This window comes from Pseudomonas sp. B21-032 (genome assembly GCF_024748965.1).
In the GTDB taxonomy this organism is placed as follows: Bacteria; Pseudomonadota; Gammaproteobacteria; order Pseudomonadales; family Pseudomonadaceae; genus Aquipseudomonas.
The window spans coordinates 1,939,817-1,958,629 of the sequence record NZ_CP087180.1 but is presented as its reverse complement, the minus strand read 5'-3'; the positions used below and the strand labels follow the sequence as shown (position 1 = coordinate 1,958,629).

The 18,813-nt window shown below is 61.2% G+C and carries 15 protein-coding genes; 8 read left to right on the top strand and 7 right to left on the bottom strand.

Features of this window, described 5'->3' with window-relative positions; all coding sequences use genetic code 11:
- Positions 1–24 precede the first annotated feature (24 nt).
- Genes LOY54_RS09030 through LOY54_RS09010 form a run of 5 tightly spaced genes read left to right on the top strand, consistent with a single transcriptional unit; the run spans position 25 to position 7,412 of the window.
- Positions 25–1,854 carry an extracellular solute-binding protein gene (locus LOY54_RS09030; RefSeq protein ID WP_195885971.1) on the top strand — a complete coding sequence of 610 codons (1,830 nt, stop codon included), beginning with the start codon at positions 25–27 and terminating at the stop codon, positions 1,852–1,854.
- A complete protein-coding gene (locus LOY54_RS09025) occupies positions 1,851–3,704 on the top strand; it encodes an extracellular solute-binding protein (RefSeq protein WP_258610188.1) in 1,854 nt (617 codons plus the stop codon). Before LOY54_RS09030 ends, LOY54_RS09025 begins: the two co-directional genes overlap by 4 nt.
- A 1-nt stretch (position 3,705) precedes the next feature.
- A complete protein-coding gene (locus LOY54_RS09020) occupies positions 3,706–4,779 on the top strand; it encodes a microcin C ABC transporter permease YejB (RefSeq protein WP_045202116.1) in 1,074 nt (357 codons plus the stop codon).
- A 1-nt stretch (position 4,780) separates the two neighbouring features.
- Positions 4,781–5,800 carry an ABC transporter permease gene (locus tag LOY54_RS09015; protein WP_045202118.1) on the top strand — a complete coding sequence of 340 codons (1,020 nt, stop codon included), beginning with the start codon at positions 4,781–4,783 and terminating at the stop codon, positions 5,798–5,800.
- A 1-nt stretch (position 5,801) separates the two neighbouring features.
- On the top strand, positions 5,802–7,412 hold the full coding sequence (locus LOY54_RS09010) for an ABC transporter ATP-binding protein (protein ID WP_258610187.1): 1,611 nt from the start codon (positions 5,802–5,804) through the stop codon (positions 7,410–7,412).
- Between the two features lie 125 nt (positions 7,413–7,537).
- Here LOY54_RS09010 and LOY54_RS09005 read toward each other — a convergent pair whose 3' ends face one another.
- The 7 genes from LOY54_RS09005 to LOY54_RS08975 form a co-directional block, all read right to left on the bottom strand.
- Positions 7,538–9,409, bottom strand: coding sequence for a SurA N-terminal domain-containing protein (locus tag LOY54_RS09005; protein ID WP_045202122.1), 1,872 nt, complete (start codon positions 9,407–9,409; stop codon positions 7,538–7,540).
- A gap of 198 nt (positions 9,410–9,607) precedes the next feature.
- A complete protein-coding gene (locus LOY54_RS09000) occupies positions 9,608–9,880 on the bottom strand; it encodes an HU family DNA-binding protein (protein WP_045202124.1) in 273 nt (90 codons plus the stop codon).
- A 148-nt stretch (positions 9,881–10,028) separates the two neighbouring features.
- Positions 10,029–12,425 carry an endopeptidase La gene (gene lon, locus LOY54_RS08995; protein ID WP_045202125.1) on the bottom strand — a complete coding sequence of 799 codons (2,397 nt, stop codon included), beginning with the start codon at positions 12,423–12,425 and terminating at the stop codon, positions 10,029–10,031.
- A 151-nt stretch (positions 12,426–12,576) separates the two neighbouring features.
- Positions 12,577–13,860: an ATP-dependent Clp protease ATP-binding subunit ClpX gene (gene clpX, locus LOY54_RS08990; protein WP_010224368.1), complete on the bottom strand. Its 1,284-nt coding sequence runs from the start codon at positions 13,858–13,860 to the stop codon at positions 12,577–12,579.
- 108 nt (positions 13,861–13,968) lie between these two features.
- Complete coding sequence (clpP, locus tag LOY54_RS08985; protein ID WP_010224369.1) at positions 13,969–14,610, bottom strand: ATP-dependent Clp endopeptidase proteolytic subunit ClpP; 642 nt, start codon at positions 14,608–14,610, stop codon at positions 13,969–13,971.
- Between the two features lie 91 nt (positions 14,611–14,701).
- Positions 14,702–16,015, bottom strand: coding sequence for a trigger factor (gene tig / locus LOY54_RS08980; RefSeq protein WP_045202127.1), 1,314 nt, complete (start codon positions 16,013–16,015; stop codon positions 14,702–14,704).
- Between the two features lie 271 nt (positions 16,016–16,286).
- Positions 16,287–16,586: a DUF6388 family protein gene (locus tag LOY54_RS08975; RefSeq protein ID WP_258610186.1), complete on the bottom strand. Its 300-nt coding sequence runs from the start codon at positions 16,584–16,586 to the stop codon at positions 16,287–16,289.
- A 263-nt stretch (positions 16,587–16,849) separates the two neighbouring features.
- Between LOY54_RS08975 and LOY54_RS08970 the strand changes: the two genes are divergently transcribed.
- The 3 genes from LOY54_RS08970 (at position 16,850) to LOY54_RS08960 (ending at position 18,807) form a co-directional block, all read left to right on the top strand.
- Positions 16,850–17,263, top strand: coding sequence for a hypothetical protein (locus LOY54_RS08970; protein ID WP_052676584.1), 414 nt, complete (start codon positions 16,850–16,852; stop codon positions 17,261–17,263).
- A 72-nt stretch (positions 17,264–17,335) separates the two neighbouring features.
- Positions 17,336–17,851: a sigma-70 family RNA polymerase sigma factor gene (locus tag LOY54_RS08965; protein ID WP_258610185.1), complete on the top strand. Its 516-nt coding sequence runs from the start codon at positions 17,336–17,338 to the stop codon at positions 17,849–17,851.
- Positions 17,848–18,807 (top strand): FecR domain-containing protein, encoded by a 960-nt coding sequence (locus LOY54_RS08960; RefSeq protein WP_258610184.1) that lies wholly within the window; start codon positions 17,848–17,850, stop codon positions 18,805–18,807. The genes LOY54_RS08965 and LOY54_RS08960 overlap by 4 nt, the downstream gene beginning before the upstream one ends.
- Positions 18,808–18,813 lie beyond the last annotated feature (6 nt).

The window sequence follows — 18,813 nt, the reverse complement described above, 5'->3', positions numbered from 1 at the left end:
CCGCCTGGATCGGATCTCGACTTGATACGTCCCCTCCTGTTGCTGTCACTCAGCCTGGCCTTGAGCTTTCCCGCGGGCGCAACAATCAGCGAAAGCCACGGTTACGCCCAGTTCGGCACGCTCAAGTATCCAGCCAAATTCACCCACTTCGACTGGGTCAATCCGCAAGCGCCCAAGGGCGGCACCTTGCGCGCCATGGCATTTGGCACCTTCGACACCCTCAACCCCTACACCTTCAAGGGCTCAAGCCCGGTCACCACGCCGAACTTCTTGCAGTACGGGGTGAGCGAGCTGAACGAAACCCTGATGGTCGGCACCGGCCAGTACGACCCCTCCGGTGATGAGCCCACTTCAAGCTATGGCCTGATCGCAGGCTCGGTCGAGTACAGCGAAGACCGCAGTTGGGTGGTGTTCAACCTGCGCCCCGAAGCGCGCTTTCACGATGGCAAGCCGATTACCGCCAGCGACGTGGCGTTCTCCTATCGCACCCTGCTCAAGGAAGGCCATCCGATCTACCGGACCAACCTGCAGGAAGTCAAACGCGTCGATATCCTCAACCCGCGACGCATCCGCTTTGTCTTCAAGCGCGCCGGCAACCCGCTGCTGATCCTGCGCCTGGGCGAGATGCCGGTGCTGCCGGCACACTACTGGAAAGGCCGCGACTTCAAGGCCACCACCTTCGAGCCGCCTTTGGGCAGTGGCCCCTACCGCATCACCCAGGTGCAGCCCGGGCGACGCCTGGTGTTCGAGCGGGTGAAGAACTACTGGGGCAAGGACCTGGCGGTGAACCGCGGCAAGTACAACGTCGACCGCGTCGAGTACGAGTTCTATCGCGACAGCGCAGTGGCCTTCGAAGCCTTCAAGGCTGGTGAGTTCGACATCTACATCGAGCACCAGGCGAAGAACTGGGCCAACGGCTACAACTTCCCGGCGGTGCGCCGCGGCGATGTGATCAAGGCACAGATCCCGCACAAGATCCCGACCCAGACCCAGGGCCTGTTCATGAACAGTCGCCGGGCGACCTTCAGCGATGCGCGGGTTCGCCAGGCACTGGGGCTGATGCTCGACTTCGAGTGGACCAACCGCGCCCTGTTCAGCAGCGCCTACCAGCGCGCCACCAGTTACTACCCCAACAGCGAATTCGCCGCCAGCGGCCTGCCGGTGGGCAAGGAGTGGCTGCTGCTCGCGCCCTACCGCAAACAACTGCCTGCGGCGCTGTTCACCGAGCCCTACTCGGTGAGCCACACCGACGGCCGAGGGATCAACCGCCAGACCTTGCGCCAGGCCCTCGAGCTGCTCGGCCAGGCCGGCTGGAAGCTCAATGGCCAACGCCTGCTCAACAGCGCCGGGCAACCCTTGAAGCTGGAACTGTTGCTGGTCAATCCGAACCTTGAACGGATCCTGCAACCTTATGTCGAAAATCTCGCCAGCATTGGCATCGAAGCACGCTTGCGTACGGTAGACCGGGCCCAGTACAAACAACGCCTGGACCAGTTCGACTTCGACATGATTCTGATGACCCTGAACCAGACCCTGAGCCCGGGCCTTGAACAATGGCTGTACTTTCACTCAAGCCAGGCCTCGACCAAGGGCAGCAAGAACTATGCTGGCGTGAAAGACCCGGTGGTCGATCACCTGCTCGACACCCTGCTGGCCGCCCAGAGCCGTGAAGACCAAGTGGCCGCCGCCCGCGCCCTGGACCGGGTGCTGCTGTGGCAGTACTACATGATTCCCAACTGGTATCTCGACAACCACCGCCTGGCCTACCGCAATCGCTTTGCCTTTGTGGCCACGCCGCCCTATACCCTGGGGCTCAACAGCTGGTGGATCAAGCCTTCGGAGAAAGCCCAATGATGCCAATGTCCCGCCTGCGCCTGAAGGCCTGCGCACTGCTGCTGGCCTGCCTCGGTGGTCAGGCACTGGCTGCACCGCAACACGCCCTGACCCTTTACGATGAAGCGCCGAAATACCCGGCAGGCTTCAAGCACTTCGACTACGTCAACCCCGACGCGCCCAAGGGCGGCACCTTCCGCCAGGCCGGCTTCGGCGGCTTCGACAGCCTCAACCCGTTCATCAACAAGGGTGTTTCCGCCGATGACATCGGCCTGATCTACGACACTCTGATGACCCAAAGCCTGGATGAGCCCTTCACCGAGTACGGCCTGGTCGCCGGCAAGATCGAGAAAGCTCCGGACAACAGCTGGGTACGCTTCTACCTGCGCCCCGAAGCACGTTTTCATGACGGCCAGCCGATGCAGGCTGAAGACGTGGTGTTCACCTTCAACACCCTGATCAAGCACGGCGCACCGCTGTACCGCGGTTACTACGCCGACGTCGCCGAAGTGATCGCCGAAGATCCGCAGCGGGTATTGTTCAAGTTCAAGCACAGCAACAACCGCGAGCTGCCGCTGATCCTCGGCCAGTTGCCGGTGTTGCCCAAGCACTTCTGGGAAAACCGTGAGTTCACCAAGGGCAACCTCGAAGTTCCCCTGGGCAGCGGCCCGTACAAGGTCGCCGAGGTCAAGCCGGGGCGTTCGATTCGCTACGAGCGGGTCAAGGACTACTGGGGCAAGGACCTGGCGGTCAATCGCGGCTTTTACAACTTCGACGAGATGACCACCGACTATTACCGCGACAGCGCCGTCACCCTCGAAGCGCTCAAGGCCGGCCAGTTCGACTACCGCCTGGAAACCGCCGCCAAGAGCTGGGCCACCGCCTACGACGTGCCAGCCGTACGGCAGAAACGCCTGATCCTCGAAGAGCTGCCCAACGGTAACCCGACCGGCATGCAGGGCTTCGTCTACAACCTCCGCCGCCCGCTGTTCCAGGATGTGCGGGTACGTGAAGCGCTGAGCCTGCTGCTGGACTTCGAATGGACCAACAAGCAGCTGTTCAACGGCGCCTACACCCGCACCCGCAGCTACTTCGAGAACTCCGACATGGCCGCCACCGGCCTGCCCGACGCCGCCGAACTGAAAATTCTCGAACCGCTGCGCGGCAAGATCCCCGACCAGGTGTTCACCCAGCCCTTCGCCAACCCGGTCACCGATGGCAGCGGCATGATCCGCGAACAGCAGCGCAAAGCCTACAAGCTGCTGCAGGACGCCGGCTGGCGCATCGTCGACGACAAGATGGTCGACGCCCAGGGCAAGCCAGTGTCGATCGAGTTTCTCCTGGCCCAGACCGAGTTCGAACGCATCCTGCTGCCGTTCAAGCGCAACCTCGCCGACCTAGGCATCGACCTGGTGATTCGCCGGGTCGATGTTTCGCAGTACATCAACCGCCTACGCTCGCGGGACTTCGACATGATCGTCGGCGGCTACCCGCAGTCCAACTCGCCGGGCAACGAGCAACGCGAGTTCTGGCAGAGCGCCGCCGCCGACAACCCCGGCAGCCGCAATTTCATCGGCCTGAAGGACCCGGCCATCGACACCCTGGTCGAGCAGTTGATCAACGCCGATTCGCGACAAAGCCTGATCGAGCATTCGCGCGCCCTCGACCGGGTGCTGCAATGGGGCTTCTACGTGATCCCCAACTGGCACATCAAGACCTGGCGCGTGGCCTACTGGAACCACATCGGCCACCCCAAGGTGTCGCCCAAATACGACATCGGCATCAACACCTGGTGGATCAAGCCGGATGTCGAGCCGGTGGTACCGCTGAACCCGGCGCCCGAGGCGCAAGCGGCCGAAGGGGCGAAATAGCATGCTGGCCTATATCTTTCGCCGTTTGCTGCTGATCATCCCGACCCTGCTGGGCATCCTGATCATCAACTTCATCATCATCCAGGCCGCCCCAGGCGGCCCGGTCGAGCAGATGATCGCCAAGCTTGAAGGCTTCGAGGGCGCCACCAGCCGGATTGCCGGAGGGGGTGCCGAAGTCTCGGTGGCCGGCTCCAACTACCGCGGCGCCCAGGGCCTGGACCCTGCCCTGATCAAGGAAATCGAGCAGATGTACGGCTTCGACAAATCGGCGCCGGAACGCTTGTGGATCATGATAAAGAACTACGCCCACCTGGATTTTGGCGACAGCTTCTTCCGTGATGCCAAGGTCATCGACCTGATCGTCGAGAAGATGCCGGTGTCGATCTCCCTGGGGCTGTGGAGCACGCTGATCATGTACCTGGTGTCGATCCCCCTGGGCATCGCCAAGGCCACCCGTCACGGCAGCCACTTCGACGTCTGGACCAGCTCGGCGATCATCATCGGCTACGCCATTCCGGCGTTCCTGTTCGCCATCCTGCTGATCGTACTTTTTGCTGGCGGCAGCTACCTGGACTGGTTCCCGCTGCGCGGCCTGACTTCGAACAATTTCGACGAGCTGAGCACCGCCGGCAAGCTGCTCGATTACTTCTGGCACCTGGTGCTGCCGGTCACCGCCCTGGTGATCGGCAACTTCGCGACCATGACCCTGCTGACCAAGAACAGCTTCCTCGACGAGATCAACAAGCAGTACGTGGTCACCGCCAAGGCCAAGGGCTTGAGCCCTAACCGCGTGCTCTACGGCCATGTGTTTCGCAACGCCATGCTGCTGGTGATCGCCGGTTTCCCGTCGGCGTTCATCGGTATCTTCTTCACCGGCTCCCTGCTGATCGAGGTGATCTTCTCCCTCGATGGCCTGGGCCTGATGAGTTTCGAGGCGGCGATCAACCGCGACTACCCGGTGGTCTTCGGCACCCTGTTCATCTTCACCCTGCTCGGGCTGGTGGTGAAGCTGATCGGCGACCTGACCTACACCCTGGTCGACCCACGTATCGACTTCGACAGCCGGGAGCACTGAGATGAACCTGTCACCTCTGAATCGCCGGCGCTTCGAGCGCTTCAAGGCCAACCGCCGCGGCTGGTGGTCGCTGTGGCTGTTCCTGATTCTGTTCGGCCTGAGCCTGGGCGCCGAGCTGATCGCCAATGACAAGCCACTGGCCGTGCGCTACGACGGCCAATGGTATTTCCCGGCGCTCAAGCGCTACCCGGAAACCACCTTCGGCGGCGAGTTCCCGCTGGAAGCCAACTACAAGAGCCCGTACATCCGCGAACTGCTCGCCGCCAAGGACAGCTTCGTGCTGTGGGCGCCGATCCCGTTCAGCTACCAGAGCATCAACTACGACCTCAAGGTCCCGGCCCCCGCCCCGCCGTCGGCGCAGAACTGGCTGGGCACCGACGACCAGGGCCGCGACGTGCTGGCGCGGGTCATCTATGGTTTCCGTATCTCGGTGCTGTTTGCCCTGACCCTGACCATCCTCAGCTCGATCATCGGCGTGATCGCCGGTGCCCTGCAGGGTTTTTACGGCGGCTGGGTGGACCTGGCCGGGCAACGCTTCCTGGAAATCTGGTCGGGGCTGCCGGTGCTGTACCTGCTGATCATCCTCGCAAGCTTCGTGCAACCGAATTTCTGGTGGCTGCTGGGGATCATGCTGCTGTTCTCGTGGATGAGCCTGGTGGATGTGGTGCGCGCCGAGTTCCTGCGCGGGCGCAACCTTGAGTACGTGCGCGCGGCACGGGCGCTGGGCATGCAGAACGGCGCGATCATGTACCGGCATATCCTGCCCAACGCGATGATTTCGACCATGACCTTCATGCCGTTCATTCTCACCGGCGCCATCGGCACCCTGACCGCCCTGGACTTCCTCGGCTTCGGCCTGCCGCCCGGCGCGCCGTCGCTGGGCGAACTGGTGGCCCAGGGCAAGTCCAACCTGCAAGCGCCCTGGCTGGGCATGAGCGCCTTCGCGGTGCTGGCCTTGATGCTCAGCCTGCTGGTGTTCATCGGCGAGTCCGCCCGCGATGCCTTCGACCCGAGGAAATGAGATGAGCAAGCAAACCTTGATCGAAGTCCGTGACCTGGCCGTCGAGTTCGTCACCGGCGATCAATCCCAGCGGGTGGTCGAAGGTGTCAACTTCGACATCCGCCGCGGCGAAACCCTGGCCCTGGTCGGTGAAAGCGGTTCGGGCAAGTCGGTGACGGCGCACTCGATCCTGCGCCTGCTGCCCTACCCGCTGGCCCGCCACCCGAGCGGCAGCATCCTGTTCGAAGGGCAAGACCTGCTGACCCTCGACGAGAAAAAGATGCGGCGCATACGCGGCAACCGCGTGGCGATGATCTTCCAGGAGCCGATGACCTCGCTCAACCCGCTGCACAACATCGAAAAGCAGATCAACGAGATCCTCCTGCTGCACAAGGGCCTGCGCGGCAAGGCGGCCACCGAGCGCACCCTGGAGCTGTTGGCGATGGTCGGCATACCCGAGCCGCACAAACGCCTCAAAGCGCTGCCACACGAGCTCTCAGGCGGCCAGAGGCAGCGTGTGATGATTGCCATGGCCCTGGCCAACGAGCCTGACCTGCTGATCGCCGACGAACCGACCACGGCGCTGGACGTCACCGTGCAGTTGAAGATCCTCGAGTTGCTCAAGTCCCTGCAGGCACGCCTGGGCATGGCGCTGCTGCTGATCAGCCACGACCTCAACCTGGTCAAGCGCATTGCCCACCGGGTCTGCGTGATGCAAAAGGGCCAGATCGTCGAGCAAGCCGACTGTGATGCACTGTTCCGCCACCCCAAGCATCCCTACACGCAGATGCTCCTCGGTGCCGAGCCCAGCGGCGGCCCGGCCGGCAACCCGCCCGGCGCGCCGATGCTGCAGGTCGAGAACCTGCGCGTGTGGTTCCCGATCAAGAAGGGTCTGTTGCGACGCACCGTCGATTACGTCAAGGCGGTGGACGGCATCAACTTCGACCTGCCCCAGGGCCAGACCCTGGGCATTGTCGGCGAAAGCGGTTCGGGCAAGTCGACCCTGGGGCTGGCGATCCTGCGCCTGCTGGGCAGCCAGGGCAGCATCCGCTTTCAGGGCACGAGCCTTGAGCACCTGACCCAGCAGCAGGTACGCCCGCTGCGCCGGCAGATGCAGGTGGTTTTCCAGGACCCGTTCGGCAGCCTCAGCCCGCGCATGTGCGTCAGCGACATCGTCGGTGAAGGCCTGCGCATCCACCGCATGGGCAACGCCGCCGAGCAGGAGCAGGCAATCATTGCCGCCCTGCAAGAGGTCGGCCTTGATCCGCAGGCGCGGCACCGTTACCCGCACGAGTTCTCTGGCGGCCAACGCCAGCGCATCGCCATTGCCCGGGCACTGGTGCTCAAACCGGCACTTATCCTGCTCGATGAGCCGACCTCGGCCCTGGACCGCACCGTGCAGCGCCAGGTGGTCGAGCTGTTGCGCTCATTGCAGAGCAAGTACAACCTCACCTACCTGTTCATCAGCCACGACCTGGCGGTGGTCAAGGCGCTCAGCCACCAGTTGATGGTGGTCAAGCAAGGCCAGGTGGTGGAGCAAGGGGTGGCGGCGGACATCTTTGCCGACCCGCAGCATGCGTATACCCGGCAGTTGCTGGAGGCGGCGTTTCTGGTGCCAGCTGCCGTTCAGTAGCCTCTTCGCGGGGCAAGCCCGCTCCTACAAACCGGCGGGAGCGGCGGTGCGGCGACCCGACTTGCCCCGCGATGAAAACAGAAAAGGCCGCATAAGCGGCCTTTTCTGTTTCAAGCATCCAGCACTCAGTAGCGAGTGATATCCGCTTTGGCTTCCAGCTGCTTGCGGTATGCCGCGAAGTCCTGCTGGCCGGCGCGCGAAGCGAGGAAGCGGCGGTAGCTCGCTTTCTCTTCTTCAGTGGCCGCTGTGCCTTCGTTGACGCCGTTCAGACGCAGTACCACCAGGCTACCATCGTTAAGGGTGACGCTGGCGTACACCGGCTTGTCCTTGGCTTCAGGCTTGCTCATACGGAACAGTGCCTGCAGCTCGACCGGGTCGATACCGTCCTGGCTACGCGATACCGCCTCCTGAACCTTCCAGGCCTGACCGTCCTGGCTGGCCGCCAAGGCAATCTTGCCATCGCGCAGACCGGCGATCAGGGCATCGGCCTTGGTCTTCAGGGCAGCAGTCGCCTGCTCTTTGGCCAGGTGCTTGCGGATGCTCTCGGAGACCACTTCAAGGCCCAGTTGCTCAGGCTTGCGGTGTTCCTTGACGCGCAGCACCACGATGGTTTCCGGATCCAGCTCGATCGCCGTGCTGTTGGAGCCTTCTTCCAGCACTTCAGTGCTGAATGCCGCCTGGATCACCGCGCGGTTGGCAGTGATGCCTTCGCCGCCTTCACGACCGAACGCTGGCGAGGTATGCACCTTCAGGCCCAGTTCCTGCGCCGGCTGGGCCAGGTCGGAGGCTTCGAAGGCCGAGTCTTCCAGCTGCTTGGTCACTTCGACAAAGCGCTGTTCGACCTGCTGGGTTTTCAGCTCACGGGTCAGCTTGTCTTTCAGGCTGTCGAAGCTTGGCACTTCAGGCGCCTGCACATCGAGCAGCTTGATCAGGTGGAAACCGTATTCGGTACGCACGGGGCCCGAGACCTGGTCCTTGTTCAGTGCATACAGCGCGTCTTCGAAGGCCGGATCATAAACGCCCTGGCCGGCATAACCGAGGTCACCGCCATTGCTGGCCGAGCCCGGGTCCTGGGAGAACTCCTTGGCCAGGGTGGCAAAGTCTTCGCCCTTGGCCAGGCGCGCCTGGATTTCTTCGATCTTGGCCTTGGCCTGCCCCTCATTCACCTTGTCATTGATTTCAACAAGAATGTGCGCGGCATGCCGCTGCTCGGCCAGGTTGGCGATTTCTTTCTCGTACAGCGCCTTGAGCTCGTCCTGGTTGACTTCAACCTGGTCGAAGAACGCGGATTTCTTCAGCTCGATGTAGTCGATGACGACCTGGTCGGGGCTCATGAACTCCTTGGCGTGTTCGTCGTAGTGCGCCTTGATCTGCTCGTCGGTAACCTTGACCGCGGCCGGATCGGCCTTGAAGGTCAGCGAAGCGAAATCACGGGTCTGTTTTTCCAGACGGGCAAAAGCGTCGACCTGGTCGTCGGTAACAAAACCGCTGCCGGCAAGGCCGGTGCGCAGTTGGCCGATGAGCATTTCCTGAGCCAGCATTTCGCGGAACTGCAGACGGCCGTAGCCCATCTGGCGAATGACCTGATCGAAGCGCTCGGGGCTGAACTTGCCGTCCACCTGGAACTCAGGGGTTTGCAGGATCAGTTGGTCGAGGGCAGCTTCGGAGAAAGCGAACTTGGCGTCTTCGGCGCCTTGAAGCAGCAACTTGCGATCGATCAAGCCCTTGAGCGCGGCTTCACGCAGCATTTGCTCGTTGAGCATGGCCGGATCGAAATCCTTGCCCAGCTGTTGCATCAGCTGTCGACGTTGCATGTCGACGGCCTGGCTCAGCTCGTTCTGGCTGATCTTGTCGCCATTGACCTTGGCAGCGTCCTGGCTGTGGGTGGTGGCCTGGAAGATGGCATCGAAGCCGGTCAGTGCCATCAAGGCTACGATGACACCGATGATGGTCTTGGCAATCCAACCTTGTGAATTGTCCCTGATATTCTGCAGCATGCGTCCCCCAGAAACGGTTGTACTGAATGAACCAACCGTGGAGCGTGGGTAGAGTCCTGATAGAAGAAAGGCGCATCCGAGGATGCGCCTTCTCGTAACTGGCCGAGCGCCGGGAACCTGGTATCAGGCCTCCCGGCGCTCGGCAGCCGGACCAGGCGTGAGCCCGGCTCGGTTAGGCGTGAGCCTGAAGGAAGCGACTTAGTTGACGGCTTCTTTCAGAGCCTTGCCAGCCTTGAAGCCAGGCTTCTTGGCGGCAGGGATTTCCAGAGTCTTGCCGGTTTGCGGGTTGCGGCCGGTGCGAGCTGGACGGTCGGTGACCGAGAAGGTACCGAAACCTACCAGTACCACGGAGTCACCTGCCTTCAGGGCGCCGGTGACGGATTCGATTACTGCGTCCAGCGCTTTGCCAGCGGCAGCTTTCGAAATATCAGCAGATGCGGCGATAGCGTCAATCAGTTCCGACTTGTTCACTCTAAGTCCCCTTATATCTCTATTGAGTTTGTTTCTAAGTATGTAATGAAAAGCTAAACGAGCGCTGGGTGGCCTGTTGACACTTAAGTGCCGCTTTATAACAAGGGCCTGAAAATACTGTCAAGAAAGCCCCCCAGCCAAATACGTACTAATGTGTGCTGATTCTTTCCTTGGAATCGCTGTCGCGCTTTTCATCCTTGGCGACAATCTCCGGAGCCACATCGGGCAAGGGCTCCGGGGCGTATTGCAGCGCAATTTGGAGGACTTCGTCAATCCATTTGACCGGTTTAATCTGCAGATCCTGCTTAATATTCTCAGGAATTTCCTTCAGATCACGCACATTCTCTTCCGGAATGATCACCGTCTTGATTCCACCCCGGTGAGCGGCCAGCAGTTTTTCCTTCAAACCACCGATTGCCAGCACCTGACCACGCAAGGTGATCTCGCCGGTCATGGCCACATCGGCACGCACCGGGATCTGGGTCAGGGCCGAAACCAGGGCGGTGCACATACCGATACCGGCACTTGGACCATCCTTGGGCGTGGCGCCTTCGGGCATGTGGATGTGGGTATCGCGCTTCTCGTGGAAGTCGGCAGGAATCCCCAGGCTGCGGGCGCGGCTGCGCACCACGGTTTGCGCGGCAGTGATGGACTCGACCATGACATCACCGAGCGAGCCGGTCTTGATCAGCTGACCCTTGCCCGGAATCACTGCAGCTTCGATGGTCAGCAGTTCGCCGCCCACCTGGGTCCAGGCAAGGCCGGTGACCTGGCCAACCTGATCCTGCTGCTCGGCCAGGCCGTAGCGGTACTTGCGCACGCCCAGGTAGTGCTCGAGCTGCTCGCCAGTAACCTTCACCGCCACCTGCTTGAGGCCGGCGTGCTCCTTGACCACCTTGCGGCAGATTTTCGCGATCTGGCGCTCCAGGCCCCGCACGCCGGCTTCGCGGGTGTAGTAGCGGATGATGTCGCGGATCGCCGAGACGTCGATCTCCAGCTCGCCCTTTTTCAGGCCGTTGGCCTTGATCTGCTTGGGCGACAGGTACTTGACCGCGATGTTGATCTTCTCGTCCTCGGTGTAACCCGGCAGGCGGATGACTTCCATCCGGTCCAGCAAGGCTGGCGGGATGTTCATCGAGTTCGAGGTGCAGAGGAACATCACGTCCGAGAGGTCGTAGTCGACTTCCAGGTAGTGATCGTTGAAGTTGTGGTTCTGCTCGGGGTCGAGCACTTCCAGCAACGCCGAGGCCGGATCGCCGCGCATGTCGCTGCCCATCTTGTCGATTTCGTCGAGCAGGAACAGCGGGTTGCGTACGCCAACCTTGGTCATTTTCTGAATCAGACGACCGGGCATCGAACCGATATAGGTACGGCGGTGACCGCGAATCTCGGCCTCGTCGCGCACGCCACCGAGGGCCATGCGTACGAACTTGCGGTTGGTGGCACTGGCGATCGACTCGGCCAGCGAGGTTTTACCCACGCCAGGCGGCCCGACCAGGCACAGTACCGGACCACGGATCTTTTTTACCCGTTTTTGCACTGCGAGGTACTCAAGGATACGCTCCTTGACCTCCTCCAGGCCGTAATGGTCGGCGTCGAGAATTTCCTCGGCCTTGGCCAAGTCCAGACGCACCTTGCTCTGCGCCTTCCACGGCACCTGCACCAGCCAGTCGAGGTACGAGCGCACCACGGTGGCTTCGGCCGACATCGGCGACATCTGCTTGAGCTTGTTCAGCTCGGCCTGGGCCTTGGCGTAGGCGTCCTTCGGCAGGCCGGCAGCGTCGAGACGCTTTTTCAGCTCCTCGACTTCGTTGTGACCTTCTTCGCTGTCGCCGAGCTCTTTCTGAATGGCCTTCATCTGCTCATTCAGGTAGTACTCGCGCTGGCTGCGCTCCATCTGTTTCTTGACCCGGCCACGGATACGCTTCTCGACCTGCAGCAGGTCGATTTCGGCATCCAGCAGCGCCAGCACGTGTTCGACACGAGCCGACAGGTCGAGGATCTCGAGGATTTCCTGCTTCTGCTCGATCTTCAGCGCCATGTGCGCTGCCATGGTGTCGACCAGGCGCCCGGGCTCGTCGATGCTGTTGAGCGACGACAGGACTTCAGCCGGGACTTTCTTGCCCAGCTGAACATATTGTTCAAATTGTGACAGCAAGCTGCGGACGAAGACTTCAGACTCGCGCTCGGCAGCCTGGGATTCGTCGATCAGCGAAACTTCGGCACGAATGTGGCCGTCGACTTCGTTGAAACGCTCGACCGCACCGCGCTGTTCGCCTTCGACCAGCACCTTGACGGTGCCATCGGGCAGTTTCAGCAGTTGCAGGACGGTGGCAATGGTACCGACGCGGTACAGGGCGTCTTCGCCTGGATCGTCGTCAGCGGGGTTCTTCTGGGCCAGCAGGAGAATCTGCTTCTCGCCCGTCATCGCGGCCTCAAGGGCCTCGATGGACTTCTCGCGCCCCACGAACAGTGGGATGACCATGTGCGGATAGACGACGACATCGCGCAATGGCAAGAGAGGCAAGTCGAGGGTGGTCTTCATGATTTCGCCTCTACAGCGGCCTTATGGCCGGAAACCGATGGATTTTGAGCGTGGAGTTAATGTGGGGGCAGGCCCGCAAAAAAACAAGCTCTGCGACAGGAAAAGCAAAGGGGCCCGAAGGCCCCTTGCTTGAATCGAGCCGCGTGGCGACTCAGACGTCGGGTGCAGCCTTGGCTTGCGGCTCGCTGTTCTCGTAGATCAACAGCGGCTGCGAAGAGCCATCGATGACGCTCTCGTCGATCACCACCTTGCTGACATCCTTCTGCGAAGGAATCTCGTACATGGTGTCGAGCAGGATGCCTTCGAGGATCGAACGCAGGCCACGGGCCCCGGTCTTGCGCTCCAGGGCCTTGCGGGCCACGGATTTGAGCGCATCACTGCGGAACTCCAGGTCCACGCCTTCCATTTCGAACAGCTTGGCATACTGCTTGGTCAGGGCGTTCTTCGGCTCGGTCAGAATCTGCATCAAGGCAGCTTCGTCGAGCTCGTCGAGGGTCGCCAGAACCGGCAGACGACCGACGAACTCCGGGATCAGACCGAACTTGACCAGATCGTCAGGCTCGACTTCACGCAGCGACTCGCCAACCTTCTTGCCTTCCTGCTTGCTGCGTACTTCGGCACCAAAGCCGATGCCGCCGCGGGTGGAACGCGCCTGGATGACCTTTTCGAGGCCCGAGAACGCACCGCCACAGATAAACAGGATGTTACGCGTATCGACCTGCAGGAATTCCTGCTGCGGGTGCTTGCGGCCACCTTGCGGCGGTACCGAAGCGACCGTGCCTTCGATCAGCTTGAGCAGCGCCTGCTGCACGCCCTCGCCCGAAACGTCGCGGGTGATGGACGGGTTGTCCGACTTGCGCGAGATCTTGTCGATTTCGTCGATGTAGACAATGCCCATCTGGGCCTTTTCCACGTCGTAGTCGCACTTCTGCAGCAGTTTTTGAATGATGTTCTCGACGTCCTCACCCACGTAACCGGCTTCGGTCAGGGTGGTGGCATCGGCGATGGTGAACGGTACATTCAACAGACGCGCGAGGGTTTCGGCGAGCAGGGTCTTACCCGAGCCCGTCGGACCGATCAGCAGGATGTTACTCTTGCCGAGCTCGACGTCGTCGTTCTTCTTGTCGCGTTGATTCAGGCGTTTGTAGTGGTTGTACACCGCTACCGCCAGTACCTTTTTCGCACGCTCCTGACCAATGACGTACTGGTCCAGGATGGTGCTGATTTCTTTCGGCGAAGGCAGTTTATGCGCGCTGCTCTCGGCCTGGGCTTCCTGCACCTCCTCACGGATGATGTCGTTGCACAGGTCGACGCACTCGTCGCAGATAAATACCGAGGGGCCGGCAATCAACTTGCGCACTTCGTGCTGGCTTTTGCCGCAGAAGGAGCAATAGAGCAATTTGCCGTTGTCCTCGCCGTTACGGGTGTCAGTCATTCGATCGATCCAATCCGGTAGGCTTGCAACACAAGATGAAGGCAATTGCGGGCTTTTTCAAGTCCGCAGGTAGGCGCAATGCGCGCCCGCCTGCTCTGGCACCCGGATTCAGGAGGCCAGTTGCCGCTTGTCGTAGACCGAGTCGATCAGGCCGTATTCGGCTGCGCGCTCGGCGCTCATGAAATTGTCGCGCTCAGTATCGCGCTTGATGGTCTCCAGGTCCTGACCTGTGTGGTAGGCCAGCAGCTCGTTCAGACGCGACTTGATGGAGAGGATTTCCTTGGCGTGGATCTCGATATCCGTGGCCTGGCCCTGGAAACCGCCCAGTGGCTGGTGAATCATCACCCGCGAGTTCGGCAGGCAGTGACGCTTGCCCTTGGCACCGGCGGCCAGCAGGAAGGCGCCCATGCTGCAGGCCTGGCCGATGCAGATGGTCGAGACGTCCGGCTTGATGAACTGCATGGTGTCGTAGATCGACATGCCGGCAGTCACCGAACCGCCCGGCGAGTTGATGTAGAGATGGATATCCTTGTCCGGGTTTTCCGCTTCAAGGAACAGCATCTGCGCCGCTACCAGGTTGGCCATGTAGTCCTCTACCGGGCCGACCAGGAAGATCACCCGCTCCTTGAGAAGGCGCGAGTAGATGTCATAGGCGCGTTCGCCACGAGCGGATTGCTCGATAACCATCGGGACCAAGCCGCCTGCGGCCTGGATGTCAGAGCTCTGCTGATAATAAGAATTGCGGGACATGTCCTGCACTCACTCCCAAATAGTCATGTCTTGAATACGCACAAGCCAGCTCGAAGGCTGGCTTGTGGTGTTTTCCTACGAAGCTGGCGTATTACTCAGCGGCGGCAGGTGCCTGGGCTGGTTTTACGGCTTCTTCGTACGAGACCGATTTGTCGGTCACAGTCGCTTTCTGCAGAACAGTATCCACAACTTGTTCTTCCAGCACAACCGAACGGACTTCGTTCAGTTGCTGGTCGTTCTTGTAGTACCAAGCGACGACCTGCTCAGGCTCCTGGTAAGCCGAAGCCATTTCCTGGATCATTTCGCGAACGCGGTCTTCGTCCGGCTTCAGTTCGTTCTGCTTGACCACTTCGGCGACGATCAGGCCCAGCACGACGCGGCGCTTGGCTTGCTCTTCGAACAGCTCGGCCGGCAGTTGCTCAGGCTTGATGTTGCCACCGAACTGCTGAACGGCTTGAACGCGCAGGCGGTTCACTTCGTTTTCCAGCAGGGCTTTCGGGACTTCGATCGGGTTGGCAGCCAGCAGGCCGTCCATTACTTGGTTCTTGACCTTGGTCTTGATCGCCTGACGCAGTTCACGCTCCATGTTCTTGCGAACTTCGGTGCGGAAACCTTCCAGGGTTGCTTCCTTGATACCGAACTGGGCGAAGAACTCTTCGGTCAGCTCAGGCAGCTTTGGCTCGGCAACACTGTTGACGGTAACGGTGAACTCGGCGGCTTTGCCAGCCAGGTCGAGGTTCTGATAGTCCTCGGGGAAGGTCAGGTTCAGAACGCGCTCTTCACCGGCCTTGGCGCCGACCAGGCCTTCTTCGAAGCCCGGGATCATGCGACCGGAACCCAGTACCAGCTGGGTGCCCTTGGCCGAACCGCCAGCGAACACTTCACCGTCGACCTTGCCGACGAAATCGATGTTCAGCTGGTCTTCGTTCTGGGCAGCGCGGTCAGCGGCTTCGAAGCGCACGTTTTGCTTGCGCAGCACTTCGAGCATGTTGTCCAGGTCGGCGTCAGCCACTTCGGCGCTCAGGCGCTCGACGGCGATCGAGTCGAAACCGGCAACGGTGAACTCAGGGAATACTTCGAAAATGGCGACGTATTCGAGATCTTTGCCCTTTTCGAACGATTTTGGCTCGACGGCAGGGGCGCCAGCCGGGTTCAGCTTCTGCTCGACCACGGCTTCGTAGAAGGAAGCCTGGACCAGGTCGCCGAAGGCTTCCTGACGGGCGGCGTCTTCGTAGCGCTGACGGATCACGCTCATCGGCACTTTGCCAGGACGGAAGCCTGGGACCTTGGCGCGACGGGCAGTCTGTTGCAGACGCTTGTTGACTTCGGTCTCGACGCGCTCGGCCGGAACGGCGATGGTCATGCGGCGCTCGAGAGCAGAAGTATTTTCAACAGAAACTTGCATGGATATTCCTCGTTGCACAGACGTTAGCCGGCGATACCCGACTCCAGAATCAAGGGCAAGCATTCTAGTGGCTCAAAGACCAGAAGTCACCCCGTTCAGGACGACGGGAAAGTACGCCGGTCCAATTAATTCAAAGACCCCGGCAAAAACCTTGCCCAAGGCCGCTCAACACACGCAGCCCCTGGCCTGGACGCCACAGCTGAAGCCATGATGATCCAGCCCCTGGGCTGCATAAAATCTTGTCAAAACACTACAAATCCGAGTTGCAGCGTTACGAATCCTGTTCGATTTCGTTGAACTCGCAATACTCTTCCCACGCCATCCCCAGCGCCTCGGCAACCTCGCGATGCACCTCAAGGCGCAGGGCCGCAAGCTCCTCGTCGGACTCGGCAATCAGTTGCAAGGTCAGCTCCCAGGGTTCGACCCCCTGCTCCTGCGCGGCATCCTCGAAGGCCCAGAGGACCTGCTGAGCCTGCTCGTGCTCGCTGAGCACGGCAATTTCCTCACGCATCTGCGGGTTGGCGTCCAGATAGCGCTGCAAGGCTACAGCCTGACGTTCCGGTGAAATCATGGTGTTTTTCCTTTTCGCAACCGGACCCCCGACTGCTGTTTCAACCGGCTGAAATTTATCAGCTTTTCGTCGATTGTCACCAGGCCGTCAAAACATGCATGAATAATCCACCCCGATTGTCGGAAATTTCATGAACAATGGGGGGTGGGCCGTTGTCTAGGAATAGCTTGCCCACTAAGCTAGCAACGTGCCACATCGTTAATACGATTCATTATCGCTTGGCACCTCCTGCAAAATCACAGCGCCAATGCAAGGAAGTACCCGTGCTGATCAAACTCATCTCTGGCTGTTGCCTGGCACTTTGCTGTTCCCTCGTCAGCGCTACAGTGCTGCAAACCTCCTTCGATCAAGACGCCCGCTACTCGATCGTGAGCGTGTCGGGTGATCCTTCCCAGCGCACTGTAATCACCCAGCGTGTCGGCATCAGCGGGACCAGCTACAGTGCCCGCCAGTTCGATTGCAGCGCACGCACAGTACGCTTCATGGGCTCGGGAGCTTCGCTGGAGGACCTTCAGGACGCCGAGGCCGACAACGAGCTCACTCCGATCTTCAAAGGCTCACTGTCCAGAGCCATCAGCCAGGTAGTCTGCGACGAAAGCGTGCAAGCAGGCACTGCGGCAGCTGGGCCGCCCGGCAAATCCGCTCACGGCCAGCCGGTGACCAGCATTTCTCAATAACAATAATTATCAATTGATAATCATTCTCTCTATAATGGGCGTCCGTTCCGCTTTACGCCGGCCACGCACCCGATGGACACCCGCCCCGCTACACCTGGACTGAATACGTGCCTGAGCACCCTGTACAACGACCATCACAATTGGCTGCACCGATGGCTACGCAATCGTATCGGCTGCCCGGAACATGCCGCCGACATTGCCCACGATACCTTCCTGAGCATCCTCGGCTCCAAAGACCTGTTCAGGATCCGCGAACCCCGCTCGTTTCTCTCGACCGTGGCGCGGCGACTGATGGCCAATGTCTATCGCCGCCGCCTGGTCGAGCAGGCGTACCTGGAAACACTGGCCAGCCTGCCTGAAGCAGTTGAACCGTCACCCGAAGTCCGCGTGCTGGCACTTGAAGCCCTGACCCTGCTCGATCGCATGCTCGACGCCCTGCCGGCCAAGGTCCGCGAAGCCTTCTTACTGTCGCACCTGCAGGGCCTGAAGATCGCCGAAATCGCCGAACGCCTGCAGGTCAGCAGCCGCTCGGTAAAGCTGTACCTGGTGCGGGCCAACCAGCATTGCTTTTTTGCTGACCTGCCATGACCCCCTCCCCCTTTAACCCGCGTACTACTCGCGAAGCCGCACAGTGGCTCACCGAAACCATGGAAGGCGCACTCAGCCCCGAGCAGCAGCGGGCGCTTGAGCAGTGGCGCGCCGCCCATCCGGACAACGAACGTGCCTGGCTGCACATCGAGGCCCTGCGTCGACGCATGGCCGGGCTGGAGCCACATGCCGGCTACCAGAGCCTTTCCCGGGGCAGCCAGGGCCGCAGTCGCCGGCAAGCGCTCAAGGCACTGGCGGTGCTCGGCCTGTTCGGCTGCGCCGGGCAACTGGCCTATCGCAACGTCTGGCAGCCGGGCCCGGAACTGACCTACCGCAATGGTGCCAGCGCCCCACAGCACATCGAGCTGGAAGACGGCAGCCAATTGACCCTCGACGCAAGTACCGAAATCGCCGTGCTGTTCGACAGCCGCCAGCGGCGGGTGCAACTGCTCGCCGGGCGCCTGTTGATCCGCAGTGGCCACCCCTCGAACGCCAATCAACGCCCGTTAAGCGTTTACACCGTACATGGCCAGGTACGGGCATTAGGGACGCGTTTTAGTGTCGAGCTGCAAGAGCCAGCCACGCAGGTCGAGCTGTTCGACGGTGCAGTCGAGGTGCAGGCGCGGCAATCACCCGCCAACCCCCTGCGCCTGACTCCCGGGCAGCGCGCGCGCTTCACCCCGACCCGCATCGAACCGGCCACCGGCACCTCGGCCGAGCCGGCCTGGAGCAAGGGCTTGCTGGTGGCCGACAACATGCGCCTGGATGCCTTTGTCGAGCAACTCAGCCGCTACCGGCCTGGCCTGTTGCGCTGCAGCGACGAGATCGCTGCGTTGCGTATCTCCGGCGTTTATCCGCTGGCCGACACCGATGCGGTGCTCGACGCCCTGCCCCTGTCATTGTCCGTGCAGGTGCTGCGGCGCTCACGCTACTGGGTTACGTTGAGTCAGCGCTAGACGCCA